The sequence below is a fragment of the Heliomarina sp. genome, assembly GCF_052826185.1.
Genome location: NZ_JBRBUI010000027.1, coordinates 346,401 through 362,902 on the forward strand (window position 1 = coordinate 346,401; position 16,502 = coordinate 362,902).

The following is a 16,502-nucleotide window of genomic DNA, read 5'->3' on the forward strand; positions in this document are numbered from 1 at the left end:
CTCTATTCCGCGATGAAACGCTTCATGACCACGGCTTCCTGATCCTCCATCAGCCGCCGTGCCATCTGCATGTGATCGCGCATGATCGCGCGCGCTGTGTCAGCATCCTCCGCCCGCAACGCGACAAGCAGGTCAAGCTGGTGACGCCGCCCCTCGCGCCATAATTCATGGTTCGGCTTGGAATAGAGCCGCTTGTAAACGGTCAGATCGGTCAGGATCTGCGCCATAAACCCGATGAAAAATCCCAGCAGCACGTTGTCCGCGAACCCCGCCAAAGTCCCGTGAAAGCGCAGCGAGGCCACATGCTGCAATCGTTCGCTCTCGGCATCCTCGGCGGGGTGCTCATAGGCGGTCATGATCGTTTCGAGCTCGGCATACTGGTTTTCATCCAGCTTTCCCGCCAGCGACGCCGCCGCTTCGGGTTCAAGCGCAATCCGCACTTGGTAGATGTCGTCGATCGAGACGTTCTGGAAATAGAAATAGTTTGCCAGCAGCGCCCGGGCGCGATCCTGCGAGACCTCGCCAACGAAACTGCCGCCGCCGGGGCCGGTCTTGGTGACGACAAGCCCCTGTGCTTGCAACAGCCGCATGGCTTCGCGGATCGTTCCCTTGGACATGGCGAAACGTGCGATCAGTTCGGCCTCGCCCGGCAGCCTGTCGCCCGGGGCCAGTCCTTTTTCCACCACCCACTCCTTGATCGCCTCGGCAACGCGCACAGGTCGCGAACGCCGGACGGTTTCAGCGCGGGTAGGATCAGTCATCGTCACGTCTCATGATTACGGTTTCTGAAATGCCGGTCCAATGGACAATATTCATCATGATAAATTCAAGGCGAAATTGCCGGCGGCATATGAACGCCCCTACAAGAAACCGGTTCACCCTGCCTGTCGCACGCGATAGAACGCGGACGAAACTGCAAACGGAGCCAATCTATGAATGCCGTGAAACCCGTTGTCCTGTGCATTCTCGACGGCTGGGGACTTTCGGAGCAGACCGAAGCCAATGCGCCCTATCTTGCTCAGACGCCCAATTTTGATGCGATCATGCAGGGCCCACACGCGACCCTGACCACCTTTGGTCCCGACGTGGGCCTGCCGACCGGGCAGATGGGCAACTCCGAAGTCGGCCACACCAATATCGGTGCCGGACGTGTGGTGGCGATGGATCTCGGCCAGATCGACCTTGCCATCGAAGACGGCAGTTTCTTTGAAAACGCGGCCCTTCAGGCGTTCATCGCCGGGCTCAAAGAAAGTGGCGGCACCGCGCATCTCATGGGTGTCGTTTCCGATGGCGGCGTACACGGTCATCTCGACCACATGGTCGCCGCCGCCAAGGCCATCACCGACGCAGGCGTGCCGGTGGCAATCCACGCCATCACCGACGGGCGCGATGTCGCCCCGAAATCTGCGGACGGTTTTATCGACGAACTGCAGGGCAAACTGCCCGCCAACGCGCACGTCGTCACGGTGATCGGGCGATATTTCGCGATGGATCGCGACAATCGCTGGGACCGCGTGTCCCGCGCTTACGAGGCGATGATTCACGGCAACGGTGAGGCCGCCACTACTGCAGCCGAGGCTGTCTCCGCAGCTTACGGTCGCGGTGAAACCGATGAATTCATCGCCCCGACGATCATCGCCGATTATGCGGGTGTCTCGACGGGTGACGGATTCTTCTGCCTCAACTTCCGCGCCGACCGCGCCCGCGAAATCCTTGCCGCGATCGGTCAGCCGGATTTCGACGCGTTCGAGACCGGCGCCCGCCCCGAACTGGCGGGTCTGCTTGGGATGGTCGAATATTCCGACAAGCATAACCAGTACATGACCGTTGCCTATCCCAAGGCCAAGATCGTCAATACGCTCGGCGAATGGGTTGCCAGCAAGGGCCTGCGCCAGTTCCGCCTCGCCGAGACCGAGAAATACCCGCACGTTACGTTTTTCCTGAACGGCGGCGAGGAAACCGCCGAGACCGGCGAAGACCGCTTCATGCCGAAATCGCCGAATGTTGCCACCTACGACTTGCAGCCTGAGATGTCTGCGCATGAGGTCACCGACAAATTCGTCGAGGCCATTGAGGAAGGGTATGACCTGATCGTCACCAACTATGCCAACCCGGACATGGTCGGCCATACTGGCGATCTTCGGGCCGCCATCCGCGCCTGCGAAGCCGTCGATCAGGGACTGGGCCGCGTGCTCGAGGCGCTGAAGAAAGCAGGCGGCGCGATGATCGTCACCGCCGACCATGGCAATTGCGAGGTCATGGTCGATCCGGACACCGGCGGCCCCCATACCGCACATACGCTCAATCCGGTGCCGGTCGCACTGGTTGGCGGACCTGACGGCGCGACGCTCTCCAAGGGGCGGCTCGCCGATCTCGCGCCCACGTTGCTTGAACTGATGGGGCTGGAAAAGCCGTCGGAAATGACCGGGAAAAGCCTGCTGGGATGAAACGCGTTGTCGCTCTGGTAACGGCGCTGCTGCTGGCCGGATTCGCGCAGGCGCAGGGCGACCCTGCCGCCGATGCCCGCGAAGCCGCGCAGCAGTTGGAACAGGCATCCATCGCCCTGCAAGAGGCGGTCGAGGCCCGCGACCGGGTGCGCGCGCTCACCGAAACCGTCCGCGCCTTCGAGGCCGGGCTTGGCGCGATGCGCGAAGGCTTGCGGCAGGTGGCCACCCGCGAAGCGACCCTGACGCGGCGGCTCGAGGCACGCGACGGCGAAATCGCCCAGCTTCTCGGTGTCATCCAGACCATCGAAATTTCGCCGCCGCCGGTGCTGATGCTGCATCCCTCAGGTCCCGTCGGCAGTGCGCGTTCCGGCATGATGCTGGCCGATGTCACCCCGGGCCTTGCCCGTAAGGCGCAGGAATTGCGCAGCGATCTTGAAGAGGTCCAGACCCTGCGTCTCTTGCAACAAAGCGCGCTCGACAAGATGGAGCAGGGGCTTGCCGGCATCCAGAAGGCGCGCGCTGAACTCAGCCAGGCCATCGCCGACCGGACCGACCTGCCAATCCGCTTCACCGAAGATCCGGTGCGAACGGCGATCCTGATTTCCTCGACCGAGACCTTGGGCGGCTTTGCCAGCGGTCTCAGCCTGATCGGCGTTGAAGAGATCGAGGATACCGATATCGACATTAGCGAGCAGAAAGGGGAAATCGACCTGCCTGTGCAGGGCGTGATCCTCCATCGCGCGGGAGACGCGGACGCGGCCGGAATCCGCCGCGACGGCATAATCGTCGCCACTCGGCCCCGCGCGCTTGTCGTTTCGCCTGTTTCCGCGACAATTCGCTACCGTGGACCGCTGCTCGATCTGGGTAATGTGGTCATTCTGGAGCCGCAGGCAGAGACGTTGTTTGTGTTATCCGGACTGGATGAGGTATATGGCGACACCGGGCAAGTCATCCCGGCAGGAACGCCAGTAGGGATCATGGGCGGAACGACACCAAATCTGGGCACAATCCTTTCACTAAGCAGTGAAGGCTCTGGCACTGATCGTTCAGAAACGCTCTACATTGAAGTAAGAGAGGGCGGAAGCCCGGTGGACCCCGAAGATTGGTTCCGAACGGACAAGGATGGATAACAACGCATGAAGAAATTCGTGATGGCCGCTCTTGGCGGCACATTGGCAGGTATCATCGCCACAACGCAGGTCGCCGGTCCGCTGGTTGCTCAGGAAAATTCCCGGAATGCAAATGTTTACGAGCAGCTTGACCTGTTCGGCGACATTTTCGAACGGATCCGTGCGCAATACGTGGAAAAGGTCGATGAATCCGAACTGATCGAAGCGGCGATCAACGGGATGCTGACCTCACTTGACCCGCATTCCAGCTATCTCTCGCCCGAGGACGCCACCGCGATGCGCGTCCAGACCCGTGGCGAATTCGGCGGTCTCGGCATCGAGGTCACGCAGGAAGAAGGTTTCGTCAAGGTCGTCTCGCCGATCGATGGCACGCCTGCTGACGATGCGGGCATCGAATCGGGCGACTTCATCACCCATGTGGATGGTGAATCCGTTCTTGGCCTGACGCTCGACAAGGCGGTCGAGATGATGCGCGGCCCGGTTGGGTCCGAAATCATCATCACCGTGGTTCGCGAAGGCGAAGACGAACCCTTTGATGTCTCGATCATCCGCGACACGATCAAGCTGACCGCCGTGCGCACTCGTACCGAGGGCCAGACCGTCGTGCTGCGTGTCACCACCTTCAACGATCAGACCACGCCCAATCTCGAAGCGGGCATGAAGGAACAGATCGAACTGGCCGGTGGCATGGAGAATGTGAACGGTTTCGTGCTCGATCTGCGCAACAACCCGGGCGGCCTGCTCAATCAGGCGATCAACGTGTCGGATTCCTTCCTTGAATCCGGGGAAATCGTCAGCACCCGTGGCCGCAATCCCGAAGACGGCGAGCGCTTCAACGCGACTCCCGGCGACTTGGCCGAAGGCAAACCGATTGTTGTTCTGATTAACGGCGGTTCGGCATCGGCGTCGGAAATCGTCGCGGGTGCACTGCAGGATCACCGCCGGGCCATCGTTGTCGGCACGAAATCCTTCGGCAAGGGATCGGTTCAGACGGTCATGCCCCTGCGCGGCGACGGTGCGATGCGCCTGACCACGGCCCGCTATTACACGCCGTCGGGTCGCTCGATTCAGGCGCTGGGCGTCTCCCCCGACATCGTCGTGGAACAGCCGCGCCGGGCACCTGAAACCGAGGAAGAGGACGAGCCCAAAAGCGCAGTGAACCGCTCGCGCTCCGAAGCCGACCTTCGTGGCCGTCTGAACAACGACAGCCTGTCCGAGGATGAGATCCGCCAGATCGAGGAAGACCGCGCCAAGGCCGAAGCATCGGCAAAGCTACGCGAAGAGGATTACCAGCTCGCTTATGCGATCGATATTCTCAAGGGTCTTTCGGCCATCGAACACAAGGAATGATCTTGTGTAAAAGTTCAGGAATCGGGCGGCTTCGGCCGCCCTTTTCGTTTTGGACACCTTCATCACCGGCCAGCGGTTGTGATGTGTTGGCCGTCTTGTTTGTGTCGGGGGAGAGACCCCGCGCGCCAACAAGGAATGCCAGATGTCTCCTCCTTCGCTTTTCGATCCCCTCGAACTGCCCTGCGGAACCGTGTTCAGGAACCGGATCGTTAAATCGGCCATGTCGGATTCCCTTGGCGACGGGCAGGGCAATCCGACGGCGGAACAGAAGCGTCTCTACCGGCGCTGGGCCGAGGGCGGCGCGGCCGCGACGATCATCGGCGAAGTGCAAGGGCGACCGGATACCGCCGAAAAGCCGGGTAACCTCGTTCTGAGTACCGACAGCCCGAAACAGCTGTTTGGTGACCTCGCGATGTACGGGGGGTGTACAGGTTGTGTACCGTTTGTGCAGCTCGGTCACGCCGGTGCAATGGCCTATCCGCCCATTACCCGGCCGGTGGGACCAAGCGCGCTGGATCTGCCGGGCGTGCAGTGTGAGGCAATGACAGTCGATGAAATCCTCGCCCTGCCGGAGGCCTTTGCCACGACCGCGCGACTGGCCCGCGATATGGGCTTTGGCGGGGTGCAGATCCATGCGGCGCATGGCTTTCTGCTCAGCCAGTTTCTCTCGCCGCTGTTCAACAAGCGCACCGATAATTGGGGAGGTGTGCTCGAAAATCGCATGCGGCTACTGGTGGATACGATCACGGTAACGCGGCAAGCGGTGGGGCCGGATTTCCCGATTGCGGTCAAGCTGAACGCGACCGACCAGTTGCAGGGCGGCCTGACCGAGGCAGAGTCTATCCGGATTGTCTCAACGCTCGACACAACCAGCGTTGACATGATCGACATCAGCGGTGGCACCTATTTTCCGGGCGCGGCTTCCGCATCGGACACCAAGCCGGGGCAGCCCTATTTCATCGAGTTTTCGCGCCGCGCCAAGCAGGTCACGACTATTCCCGTCATGCTGACTGGTGGCATCAAGACCCGCGCTCAGGCGATGGATGTTCTAGAAAGCGGGGCCGCAGACGTGGTGGGACTGGCCCGCGCCCTCGTGCTTGATCCCGATCTGCCGCTGCACTGGCAAGAGGCAGGCAATGACCCGGTTTTCCCACGTTTCGCGGACTCTCCCGAAGGTGGTGTGACCGCATGGTTTACCGAACAGATCGCCGCGTTGGGCCGGTGTGGAGAGCTGGACCCGGACCTTGGTGTTCACGAAGCGCTTGCCAGCTATACGAACCGGGACGAGGCGCGTATCCCGCTATGGAACGCTGCCTTTACGCAGTAAAAGCGCTCAAATAACCGACATCCGTCGGTCATCCGATGACGGGTGGCCTTACGAGGTTTCGCGGCAATGGTGGCGAAAGGCCCGCTTGAGCATATCCAGTTCGGCCCGCAGCAGTTCAACCTCTCCACGCAGATCCGCTGCCCCGATATCGCCCGCGATGAACGCGAAATCGCCAAGCTTGGTGCCTTCGGCCTTGTCGGTGATGACAAAGCAGTGAACACCATCGGCCACCGCCTCCATCGGAACGGGGATTTGCACGGCCCAGGTGTCTTTGGTTCCCGACTTGCTGACCTGAACGCCGGTCAGGGGCCGGTCGCGGTACGTAACCTGCAACTGCGGCGTCACATCATGCGGGGCGGCCAGTTCGCCCTCCCAAATCCCATCCCGCATTCGGATCTTGGTCAGGGGCTGTTCACTCATTCCATTCTCCTAGATGGCTGCACGGAGATACCTGGCAAAGGTCAGGTCTTTCAGCACAATCTGGTTCATCGCCGGTTCGTCAAGGATCAGGTCAAGCCAGATTTTCTCGATCCGGTTCTCGTTGATCTTGCCATAGGCAAGGTCGAACTCGACCATGACCGACTTGTCCTGTTTTGGCAGTTCCCGCACCAGTTGCTCGGTATTCGGACCGTGGCGAATGTTGAGCCTTGCGAAGATGTCGATGGGGTTCTCGGTCTCGATGATCGCATCCATCCGGACGAGGTGCGATTTCGTAAGGCCCTTGGCGAGTGCCGGCGGCATGTCGATCACCAGCGACAGGAACGTGCCGTCAAAGTGAAACACGTCCATCCGCAGCCCGTAAGGCGCAAGGTCGCCTTCACGGGTATTGCGCACCTGCCGCAGGCTCAACTCCGAGAGGGGGCAGTCGTGGAACAGCGTGACCTCATCGCCGAGCGCGGTCTTGCTTGGCATCGCGGCCACGCCCGACTTGTCCAGAGGACCGCGCCATAGGTCGGGCCGCCATGACCAGTCGGTGCCATGCGGTCGCGGGAAGGATGTGGACCCTATATGCGGCAGCGCAAGCCGCCCATCGGCCACGTGGATCAACCGGCTGATCTGCGCGCGAAGTTGGCGGGCATAGCCGCGTTGTTCGCGCAGGACGGGAAGGGGCGTCTCGGATGCGGCGCGCGCCGCACGTCGCCAGCGTCTCAGGACCCGTTTCTGGAACAGCCGGTCGAGTATCCCGCTCATCGTTCTCCTTGCCGCGGGCCCGCGGCATTCTTCCCTAGTGAAACCGTTTGACCATCTAACAAATGCGGAAAGATCAGGGGAACCGGCAATTTCGCCCGCTGCCCCATATCGCCAGGAATTTGCGTCTAATTTGACTCAGTTTCGTTCGGGCTGGCCGTGCGCGAATTGGCCACGGTGCGCGGCAGGCTGGATTTACGGGTGCGATCGACAAGGTCTGTGACGATCCCGGCCCCCGGTTTCCCAAGCGCTTCGCTGCCATCGGGCGCGTAAAGGCCGATACTGACCAGGTGATCGTTCAGCACAAACGCACCGCGCCAGTGGACCGGGCTGACGCCATCGAGCGGAGGGTACTTGTCGCTTAGTCGAACAAGGGCCAGCCCGTCGCGCTTGTGGTTATCCAGCACCCGCGAGGTATCTGCCGCGCGCGCAAGGTCCTGCCGGGTCGGGGCGGGGGCGCCCTTGCCATGAGCGGCGGTCGTCACGGTGATGATCGCAAGATCGTAGCCGTTGAAATAGCCCCGGACGCCGACGGTATCGCAGCGGGCCAACATCGCGAAACCGGTGCGCCCAAGGCGGCGAACGGTGCGTCGGTCAATGCAATAGCCATCAGGTGCTGTGAGGATGACATTACCATCGGCAAGTTCGACCTTCGCCATTCGCGCATGACCGGAGGATTCCGCGGGCTCGTTCAATTCGGACGCGAAGGGCAGACCGGTCGCCTGATCGCAACCGGTCAAAAGAAGTGCGGCGAAGATCGCCGAACAGGCTTTATAGATCCATGTAGACATGTTTCTCCGCCTTGCCGCCCGGATGGGTGACAGCGCCTTTGTGGGTCGCACCGACCAGCTGGGCATATTTCCACAACGCGCCCGAGGCATAGATCGTTTCACGCGGGCCTTTCCAGTCTGCCTTGCGTTGTGCCAGTTCCTCGTCGCTCAGATCGACCGATATTTCACCTCTAACGGCGTCGATGGTGATCATGTCGCCGTTGCGGACAAGCGCGATGGGCCCGCCATGGGCAGCCTCGGGGCCAACATGTCCGACGCAGAAGCCGCGGGTCGCGCCCGAGAACCGACCATCGGTGATCAGTGCGATCTTCTTTCCCATACCCTGTCCGGACAAAGCCGCCGTGGTGGCGAGCATTTCGCGCATGCCGGGGCCGCCTGCTGGGCCTTCGTTGCGGATAACGATGACTTCGCCCTCGGAATAGTCGCGCTTTTGCACGGCCTCGAAAGCCTCTTCCTCGCTTTCAAAGACATGCGCCGGGCCAGTGAAGACCTGATCTTCGGCCGCGATGCCCGCGACCTTTACAATTGCGCCTTCGGGAGCAAGGTTGCCCCTGAGCCCGACAACGCCGCCGGTCTTGGTGATCGGCGTCGCGACCGGGTGGATCACCTTGCCGTCGGCCTCGCGAGTCACACGGTCGAGTTCTTCGCCAATGCTGCGGCCGCTGGCGGTCATGCAGTCTTCGTGGATCAATCCGGCCTTGCGCAATTCCTTTAGCACGACCGGCACGCCACCGGCCTCGTAAAGATCCTTGGCAACGTAGTCGCCGCCCGGCTTGAGGTTTACGAAATAAGGCGTGTCCCGGAAGATATCGCAGACATCCATGAGGTCGAAATCAATGCCGGCCTCATGGGCGATGGCGGGCAGGTGCAATCCCCCATTGGTCGACCCGCCGGTACAGGCAACCACGCGAGCCGCATTTTCAAGCGATTGGCGCGTTACGACGTCCCGGGCGCGGATGTTTTTTTCCAGCAGGTTCATGACCGCCTGACCAGAAGCCTCGCCATACTGATCACGGGATTCATAAGGCGCAGGCATACCGGACGAATTGAACAGCGCCAGCCCGATCGCTTCGGATACGCAGGCCATCGTGTTGGCGGTGAACTGACCGCCGCAGGCCCCGGCCGAGGGGCAGGCGACCCGTTCAAGCACATCCAGCGCTGCGTCCGAAAGGGTGCCGTTCTGGTGGCGGCCCACCGCCTCAAACATGTCCTGCACCGTCAGATCACGGCTTGCGAAATCTTCAGGGACGTCGGCACCCACCGGCGCCTTGCCCGGCAGGATCGACCCGCCATAGATGAACACCGACGGCACGTTCAGACGTACCATCGCCATCATCATCCCGGGCAAAGATTTGTCGCACCCGGCCAGACCGACAAGCGCGTCATAGCAATGGCCCCGCATGGTCAGTTCGACCGTGTCGGCAATCGCCTCACGCGAGGCGAGAGAGGAGCGCATGCCCTCATGGCCCATCGCGATGCCATCGGTGACGGTGATCGTGGTGAATTCGCGTGGCGTTCCGGCGGCAGCCTTGACGCCCATCTTGACCGACTGGGCCTGGCGGTTCAGTGCGATGTTACAGGGCGCGGCCTCGTTCCAGCAGGTTGCAACGCCAACCAGCGGCTGGTGAATTTCGGTATCGCTAACGCCCATCGCGTACATGTAGGATCGGTGCGGCGCGCGCTCCGGGCCTTCGGTTACATGTCGGCTTGGCAGTTTCGACTTGTCAAAAGGTCGATTCAGCATGGCTCTGCTCCCCGGATTCGTTGCAATTCCGCAATAAAGCGCTGTTTCGCTCTCTACAAGTATCTAGCGATCTGTGCATCAATGCACCTTGTTTTCAAACCTGCAATGATTAGCCTTACGTGCCTGCTGCAGAAATTTTATTTCGGCATTTTCGGCACACCCTCGGCACGAACGGAAGGACGGGCATGGACCGTACCCTGTTTTCTTTCATCTGGAAGCATTCCAAGCGCCAGCAGATACTCCTGCTGTTTTTCACGCTGGTGTCCTTTCCTTTCCTCTATGCCTCGCTGGAACTGCCAAAGCGGATCATCAACGATGCGATCGGCGCACCCAGCGACACTGTCGAGGCCTTTGGCCTGACGTTGACGCAGGTGGAATACCTGCTTTTGCTCTGTTTTGCCTTCCTTGCCGCCGTTCTGCTGAGCGGCATGATGAAGATGCGCATCAACACCATGAAAGGTGTCTTGTCCGAACGGCTGCTGCGGCGCCTGCGGTATCAGCTGATTTCGCGCATGATGCGGTTTCCGGTGCCCTATTTCCGCACCACCAGCCAAGGCGAACTGGTGTCGATGATCACCTCCGAGGCGGAACCGATGGGCGGGCTGATGGGCGACGCGGTCGCGCAGCCTGCCTTTCAGTTCGGCCAGATGATGACGATCCTGATCTTCCTGTTTGCCCAGAGCATCTGGTTCGGCCTTGCTTCAGTAGCGCTGATCCCGCTTCAGGCGTGGCTGATTCCGCGCCTGCAACGCCAGATCAACCTGCTCAACAAGGACCGGATTCAGGAAATCCGCGCCTTCAGTTCCGAGATCGGCGAAACCGCCGCCGGGATCAGTGACCTGCGCGCGAACGGCGGTTGGCGTTATCGGCTTGCCCAGTTCACCGACCGGCTGGGGCGGTTGTTCGATATCCGCTTTCAGATCTACCAAAAGAAATTCTTCATGAAGTTCCTGAACAACATGATCGGGCATCTCACGCCGTTTTTCTTTTATTCTGTTGGCGGTTATCTGGCGATTCAGGGTGATATCACGGTCGGCGCGCTGGTGGCCGCGCTTGCAGCCTACAAGGATCTGAGCGCGCCGTGGAAAGAGCTTTTGACCTATTACAACCAGGTTCAGGATATGTCGCTGCGCTGGCAGGTTGTCACAGAACGTTTTGCTCCAAGGAACATGATCGCCCCCGAGCTTTTCGACGGTGAGCCGGACATGATTCCGCATCTGAACGGCGATATAGAATTCCACAAGGTCTCGGTTCAGGACGAGGACGGCAATGCCGTGCTCGAAGACGTGAGCCTCACAATCCCTGCCGGCGGTCGCGTCGCAATCCAGAGCAAGGGCGAAAACGAAAGGGCTGCCATAGCCCGGTTGCTGACGCGCGAGATCACACCGACCCGTGGCTGGATTACCGTATCCGGTTATCCTCTTGAGACGCTGCACCAGTCGATCATCGCGACGCGGATCGGTTATGCCCATTCGCGACCTTACATTTTCGAGGGCACGCTGGCCGATAACCTGTTGATGCCGCTTCGGATCAAACCGCAGTCGGTCATATGGGATCCGCAGGGCAAGGACCGCAAGCTGATCGAAGCACAGCGGTCCGGGAACAGCACGGATCCGCTTGATGTGAAATGGATCGATCCCGATCTGGCCGGGCTTTCGAACGCAACGGACATCCGGGACTGGTGGTTCCAGCTGCTCGAGGCGATGGGGATTGATGAGCAGATGTTCCGCCGCACTCTGCGCACCACCTTCGATCCCGAGATTCACAAAAATCTCGCGGCGGATATCGTGGCCCTGCGCCCCGAAATCGCCGAAAGGCTGCGGGCCAGAGGGCTAAGCGACGTTGTCTACCGGTTCGACCCGGACACGTTCAACCCGGCGATGCCGCTGGGCGGCAACCTGTTCTTTGCCACGCCGACACAGGACATTCCGCCCGAGAAACTGGCGCGAAACCCACGTTTCGTTGAAATGCTGCGAGAACAGAAGCTCGACGGCGAAGCTCTGAATATCGCGCAGGCGGTTATCGAGACTCTGCGCCAGACCTTCGGACTCGACGGCACCGATCACCCGCTATTCCGTCGTCTTGGCATCAGCGATGAAACCTACGCGCGCCTGAATGACATTGCGATAAAGCGTGCCGCACGGGGCAATGGTGCCCTGTCGGCCGAGGAAAGGGCGCTGATGCTGACTGTTCCCTTCCTGCTCACGGCCGAGCAGATCGGCCCGAGCTTTCCCGACCAGTACAAGCAGGAAATCCTCGAAATCCGTCGCGCCAAGGTCGACGAGCTGCGCAATTATGTCAGCGACCTCTTTGAACCGATGCGGGCCGACACCTATATGCCAAGGCTGACGGTCATCGAAAACGCGATCTTTGGCAGGGTCTCGATCATGGCTGGGGCCAAGGCCGATGCCGTCGAAGAGGTAGTGGCCGAAGTGATGAGTGAGCATGACATGCGCAAACGCGCCGCGGCGATCATCTACGACATGCACATCGGGCTGGGCGGTGCGAACCTGCCAACCCTGCTTCAGGAACGATCGGCCTTTACCCGCGCTGCCATCAAACGTCCGGATATCCTGTTGATGGATCACGCGCTGGCGAGCCACGATTCAGAAAGCCGGGCGCAGACAAGAGCCAAGCTGCGCGACCTTCTGCCTAATACCACCATCCTGTTTCTCGAAGACCGGTTCGAGAACCCGGGCGAGTACGACTTTTTCGTCGAGATCGTGGATGGCAGGGTCGCCGGTACCGATTGCTCGGGCCAGAAAAAGATGTCGGAAAAGGCAACGGCCGATCTTCAGCGCAAGATCAGGGCGCTCGCCAAAACCGAACTCTTTGCAAAACTCAGCCCGCGCAACCTGCGGCTGCTGGCCTTTTCCGCCAAGTGGTACGAGGCCGACACCGAGCAGGTTGTCTTTTCTACCGGCGAGAAACCCGACGCCGCCTATCTCTGCCTGTCCGGTCAGGCCGAATTGCGCTGGCCCCATGGGGATGCGGATACACCGCCGCTTACCGTGATCAATCCCGGGCGTCTTATCGGCGACCTGTCGGTGATAACCGGACAGGTGCGCCAGACGGATCTCGTCGCGACGGAGCCAAGCATGTTTCTGCGGATCGGGGCCGAGGAATTCCGCACGGTCATCGAAACGGATCCGTCGGTGGCGGTACAATTGCTTGAAACCATGGGTGGGCACCTGAGTTCTGCCGCCAGTCGCCTGCGCGCGCAGAACCTCGACAACGACCAGATGTCATCGATGACCAGCTTCAGCACAAAGAGCTACGGCGGACATGCGGATGCCTGAAGGCGCCTATCGCCCCCACGAGAACCTCGTCGCAACGGCCCGCGAAAAACCGCAGGTCTGGCGGCTTGTGCTAGGGTTGATTGTCGCTGGGTTTGTCACGTTTTTCGCAGGGTTTGCGATGCGGACCGTTCTTGGCGTGGTCTCGCCGGACTTCCAGCGCGAGTTGCTTAACCCTGCGAACGGTGAAGGCAACACGCCGCTGACCCTGCTTTTGCTGCTGTTCAGTTTTGGCTTCGTGATCCTTGGCATTTTCGTCGCGGCCCGGCTGGTGCAGCACAGATCGCCCCTGTCGATGATCGGGCCGCTGCAGCTGGCGATCCGGCAATTCCTGCGGGTCGGGGGGCTGGTCGTCATGATCGGAATTCTGGTGATGATCCTGCCGCCCTATGACATGGGCGAACCGCTGGAGCCCAACCTGCCGGTCGGTATCTGGCTGGCGCTGTTGCCGATCTCGTTGCTGGCGGTGCTGACACAGGTCGCAAGCGAGGAAATTCTGTTTCGCGGCTATATCCAGCAGTCGCTGGCCGCGCGGTTCCGCTCACCTCTCGTCTGGATGGTGGTGCCCGCGATCCTCTTTGGCATCGGCCATTATGTCCCGGCGCAGGCGGGGGCGAATGCAGCCCTTATCGCCATCTGGGCCTTTGGTTTCGGTGTCATGGCGGCAGACATAACGGCGCGGGCCGGAACGCTGGGACCGGCGATTGCGCTGCATATGATCAACAACGTCACCGCCATCCTGATCGTGTCTGTGCCGGATTCGCTCAGCGGTCTGGCCCTTGCCACGACACCGTTCAGCCTGTCCGAAAAGGAAAACCTGCGCAGCTGGATGCTCGTCGACTTTGGCTTTATCGTCGTCAGCTGGCTTGCCGCGCGGCTTGCCATTCGCCGCTGATTGCAATTCGCCGGGGCGGGGCTTATCTGGGGGCCACGACCTCGCCAGCAAAAGGCCGACTGCATGAACTGGATTACCAACTACGTCCGCCCGCGGATAAATTCGATCTTTTCGCGCCGGGAAACGCCCGAAAATCTTTGGCAGAAATGCGACGAATGCGGCACCATGCTGTTCCACCGCGAGCTGACGGAAAATCTCAACGTCTGCACCAATTGCGGTCACCATATGAACATCACCCCGCGCGACCGGTTCAAGGCGCTGTTCGATGGCGGTGTGTTCAACGAGGTGAAGGTGCCCGAACCGCTGGCCGATCCGTTGCAATTCCGCGACCAGAAACGCTATCCCGACCGGATGCGCACCGCGCAGAAAACCACTGGCGAAAAAGAGGCGATGTTGGTCGCTTCGGGTGAAATCGGACGTACCCCGATCATCGCCGCCGCGCAGGACTTTTCCTTTATGGGCGGGTCGATGGGCATGTATGTCGGCAACGCGATCCTTGCGGCGGCGGAAGAGGCGGTCAAACTCAAGCGCCCGCTGATCCTGTTCTCGGCGGCTGGCGGCGCGCGCATGCAAGAAGGAATCCTGAGCCTGATGCAGATGCCGCGTACCACGGTCGCGATCCAGATGCTGAAAGAGGCGGGTCTTCCCTATATCGTCGTACTGACGCACCCGACCACAGGCGGTGTGACGGCCTCTTATGCGATGCTCGGCGACGTGCATATTGCCGAACCCAACGCGCTGATCTGTTTTGCAGGCCCGCGCGTGATCGAACAGACCATCCGTGAAAAGCTGCCCGACGGGTTCCAGCGCGCGGAATACCTGCTGGATCACGGCATGCTCGACCGTGTGACCCCGCGCACCGAGATGCGCGAAGAACTGATTACCATCACCCGGATGCTGCTTGGGATGCCGCCCGCCGTTCGCGGTGATCTTCCGGCCCCGGACAAAACGGAAAAAGCCGACCCGGTCGCCGCCGCAACCGCACCCGTTGCCGAACCCGATACATCCGCGGCCAAGCCTGCACCGGCGCCGACGCCGCAAAAACCGCTCAAATGACCACGGCAGGTTCCGACGTCATCCTGCAACGGATGATGGCGCTGCACCCCAAGATCATCGATCTGACGCTGGACCGGGTCTGGCGTCTGCTCGACGCGCTGGGCAATCCGGAACGGTCGCTGCCGCCGGTCATCCATGTCGCGGGGACCAACGGAAAGGGATCGACTCTTGCGATGATCCGTGCCGGGATCGAGGGCGCGGGCCAAAGCGCCCATGTCTACACCTCGCCGCATCTTGCCCGGTTTCACGAACGCATACGCCTGGCCGGAGATTTGATTTCCGAAGAGGAACTGACAAAGGTTCTCGATGAATGCTACCGGGCCAATGGCGATGGCGCGATCACCTATTTCGAGATTACGACCTGCGCCGCGCTGCTGGCCTTTGCCCGCACGCCGGCGGATTATACCCTGCTCGAAGTCGGGCTTGGCGGGCGTCTAGACGCGACCAATGTCATCGAAAAGCCTGCGCTTTGCGTGATCACGCCCGTTTCCGTCGACCACCAGCAGTTCCTTGGCGAAACGTTAGAAGAGATCGCTTTTGAAAAGGCGGGTATCCTAAAGCGTGGCGTAACCTGCGTCGTCGGTCCGCAAGAGGATGCGGCGCTTGAGGTGATCGAACGGCAGGCGGCTCGCGTCGGCGCGCCGCTGCTGGTTCACGGTCAGCATTGGCACGTGCAGGAAGAACGCGGGCGGCTTGTTTACACCGATGACACCGGTCTGCGTGACCTGTCCCTTCCAAATCTGCCGGGGGCGCATCAGATCGACAACGCCGGGGCCGCCTTGGCTGCACTGCGATATCTTGAACTTGGCGATGCGGCCTATGAGGCTGCGGTTACCCGGGCAGAATGGCCCGCCAGGATGCAACGGCTGAGCAAGGGGCCGCTTGCGGATCAGGCGCCCGCGGCCGAGCTCTGGCTTGATGGGGGCCACAACCCCGCCGCCGGTATCGCGCTGGCACGGGTGCTGGCGAGTCTGCCGAAACGTCCGACGCACCTGATTTGCGGGATGCTCAACACCAAGGACATCACCGGCTACCTTCGCCCGCTGGCGGCAGAGGTCGAAAGCCTGACCGCGATTTCCATCCCCGGCGAGGCGAATACCCTGCCTGCCGAACAGACCGCGCAGGCCGCGACCGATGCCGGTATCTCGGCAAGTTGCGCGGAGTCGGTCGAGGCCGCGCTTGCTTCGATCCTTGACCGGGAACCCCATGCCCGGGTGCTGATCTGTGGCTCGCTTTATCTGGCCGGTGCGGTTTTGCGCGAGGGGAACGCGTCCTGAC

At 61.1% G+C, this 16,502-nt stretch carries 13 protein-coding genes; 8 read left to right on the plus strand and 5 right to left on the minus strand.

All coding sequences use genetic code 11. The features are described 5' to 3' along the window. Positions 1 to 2: 2 nt before the first annotated feature. On the minus strand, positions 3 to 761 hold the full coding sequence (locus ACU0FH_RS10510) for a FadR/GntR family transcriptional regulator (RefSeq protein ID WP_446194556.1): 759 nt from the start codon (positions 759 to 761) through the stop codon (positions 3 to 5). A gap of 171 nt (positions 762 to 932) precedes the next feature. Between ACU0FH_RS10510 and gpmI the strand changes: the two genes are divergently transcribed. From gpmI to ACU0FH_RS10530, 4 genes are all read left to right on the plus strand, one after another. Beyond that, on the plus strand, positions 933 to 2,447 hold the full coding sequence (gene gpmI, locus ACU0FH_RS10515) for a 2,3-bisphosphoglycerate-independent phosphoglycerate mutase (RefSeq protein ID WP_446194557.1): 1,515 nt from the start codon (positions 933 to 935) through the stop codon (positions 2,445 to 2,447). Further along, on the plus strand, positions 2,444 to 3,577 hold the full coding sequence (locus tag ACU0FH_RS10520; RefSeq protein ID WP_446194558.1) for a murein hydrolase activator EnvC family protein: 1,134 nt from the start codon (positions 2,444 to 2,446) through the stop codon (positions 3,575 to 3,577). The genes gpmI and ACU0FH_RS10520 overlap by 4 nt, the downstream gene beginning before the upstream one ends. A 6-nt stretch (positions 3,578 to 3,583) precedes the next feature. Next, positions 3,584 to 4,927, plus strand: a complete 1,344-nt coding sequence (locus ACU0FH_RS10525; RefSeq protein WP_238371950.1) for a S41 family peptidase — start codon at positions 3,584 to 3,586, stop codon at positions 4,925 to 4,927. A gap of 142 nt (positions 4,928 to 5,069) precedes the next feature. Beyond that, entirely contained in the window at positions 5,070 to 6,254 is a 1,185-nt protein-coding gene (locus ACU0FH_RS10530; RefSeq protein ID WP_446194559.1) for an oxidoreductase, read from the plus strand. Between the two features lie 48 nt (positions 6,255 to 6,302). On the opposite strand, the gene ACU0FH_RS10535 is transcribed toward ACU0FH_RS10530, so the two are convergent. From ACU0FH_RS10535 to ilvD, 4 genes are all read right to left on the minus strand, one after another. Next, positions 6,303 to 6,674: a hypothetical protein gene (locus ACU0FH_RS10535; protein ID WP_446194560.1), complete on the minus strand. Its 372-nt coding sequence runs from the start codon at positions 6,672 to 6,674 to the stop codon at positions 6,303 to 6,305. A gap of 9 nt (positions 6,675 to 6,683) precedes the next feature. Continuing rightward, positions 6,684 to 7,445, minus strand: coding sequence for a DUF6478 family protein (locus ACU0FH_RS10540; RefSeq protein WP_446194561.1), 762 nt, complete (start codon positions 7,443 to 7,445; stop codon positions 6,684 to 6,686). Positions 7,446 to 7,570: 125 nt separating this feature from the next. Next, a complete protein-coding gene (locus ACU0FH_RS10545) occupies positions 7,571 to 8,233 on the minus strand; it encodes a hypothetical protein (protein ID WP_446194562.1) in 663 nt (220 codons plus the stop codon). Beyond that, positions 8,214 to 9,977 carry a dihydroxy-acid dehydratase gene (gene ilvD / locus ACU0FH_RS10550; protein WP_446194563.1) on the minus strand — a complete coding sequence of 588 codons (1,764 nt, stop codon included), beginning with the start codon at positions 9,975 to 9,977 and terminating at the stop codon, positions 8,214 to 8,216. The genes ACU0FH_RS10545 and ilvD overlap by 20 nt, the downstream gene beginning before the upstream one ends. A 185-nt stretch (positions 9,978 to 10,162) precedes the next feature. On the opposite strand from ilvD, the gene ACU0FH_RS10555 reads away from it, so the two are divergent. From ACU0FH_RS10555 to ACU0FH_RS10570, 4 genes are all read left to right on the plus strand, one after another. After that, positions 10,163 to 13,276, plus strand: coding sequence for an ABC transporter transmembrane domain-containing protein (locus ACU0FH_RS10555; protein WP_446194564.1), 3,114 nt, complete (start codon positions 10,163 to 10,165; stop codon positions 13,274 to 13,276). After that, positions 13,263 to 14,168, plus strand: coding sequence for a CPBP family intramembrane glutamic endopeptidase (locus ACU0FH_RS10560; RefSeq protein ID WP_446194565.1), 906 nt, complete (start codon positions 13,263 to 13,265; stop codon positions 14,166 to 14,168). Before ACU0FH_RS10555 ends, ACU0FH_RS10560 begins: the two co-directional genes overlap by 14 nt. Before the next feature lie 63 nt (positions 14,169 to 14,231). Beyond that, the gene (gene accD, locus ACU0FH_RS10565) at positions 14,232 to 15,224 is read left to right on the plus strand and encodes an acetyl-CoA carboxylase, carboxyltransferase subunit beta (RefSeq protein ID WP_446194566.1); all 993 of its coding nucleotides are present in this window, start codon (positions 14,232 to 14,234) and stop codon (positions 15,222 to 15,224) included. Continuing rightward, positions 15,221 to 16,501 carry a bifunctional folylpolyglutamate synthase/dihydrofolate synthase gene (locus ACU0FH_RS10570; protein ID WP_446194567.1) on the plus strand — a complete coding sequence of 427 codons (1,281 nt, stop codon included), beginning with the start codon at positions 15,221 to 15,223 and terminating at the stop codon, positions 16,499 to 16,501. The genes accD and ACU0FH_RS10570 overlap by 4 nt, the downstream gene beginning before the upstream one ends. The last annotated feature ends 1 nt before the right edge of the window (position 16,502 follow it).

What these genes read in the sequence shown, in the direction of transcription:
- ACU0FH_RS10510 (WP_446194556.1), bottom strand. Translation starts at nt 761, where the DNA reads ATGACTGATCCTACCCGCGCTGAAACCGTCCGGCGTTCGCGACCTGTG.
- gpmI (WP_446194557.1), top strand. Translation starts at nt 933, where the DNA reads ATGAATGCCGTGAAACCCGTTGTCCTGTGCATTCTCGACGGCTGGGGA.
- ACU0FH_RS10520 (WP_446194558.1), top strand. Translation starts at nt 2,444, where the DNA reads ATGAAACGCGTTGTCGCTCTGGTAACGGCGCTGCTGCTGGCCGGATTC.
- ACU0FH_RS10525 (WP_238371950.1), top strand. Translation starts at nt 3,584, where the DNA reads ATGAAGAAATTCGTGATGGCCGCTCTTGGCGGCACATTGGCAGGTATC.
- ACU0FH_RS10530 (WP_446194559.1), top strand. Translation starts at nt 5,070, where the DNA reads ATGTCTCCTCCTTCGCTTTTCGATCCCCTCGAACTGCCCTGCGGAACC.
- ACU0FH_RS10535 (WP_446194560.1), bottom strand. Translation starts at nt 6,674, where the DNA reads ATGAGTGAACAGCCCCTGACCAAGATCCGAATGCGGGATGGGATTTGG.
- ACU0FH_RS10540 (WP_446194561.1), bottom strand. Translation starts at nt 7,445, where the DNA reads ATGAGCGGGATACTCGACCGGCTGTTCCAGAAACGGGTCCTGAGACGC.
- ACU0FH_RS10545 (WP_446194562.1), bottom strand. Translation starts at nt 8,233, where the DNA reads ATGTCTACATGGATCTATAAAGCCTGTTCGGCGATCTTCGCCGCACTT.
- ilvD (WP_446194563.1), bottom strand. Translation starts at nt 9,977, where the DNA reads ATGCTGAATCGACCTTTTGACAAGTCGAAACTGCCAAGCCGACATGTA.
- ACU0FH_RS10555 (WP_446194564.1), top strand. Translation starts at nt 10,163, where the DNA reads ATGGACCGTACCCTGTTTTCTTTCATCTGGAAGCATTCCAAGCGCCAG.
- ACU0FH_RS10560 (WP_446194565.1), top strand. Translation starts at nt 13,263, where the DNA reads ATGCGGATGCCTGAAGGCGCCTATCGCCCCCACGAGAACCTCGTCGCA.
- accD (WP_446194566.1), top strand. Translation starts at nt 14,232, where the DNA reads ATGAACTGGATTACCAACTACGTCCGCCCGCGGATAAATTCGATCTTT.
- ACU0FH_RS10570 (WP_446194567.1), top strand. Translation starts at nt 15,221, where the DNA reads ATGACCACGGCAGGTTCCGACGTCATCCTGCAACGGATGATGGCGCTG.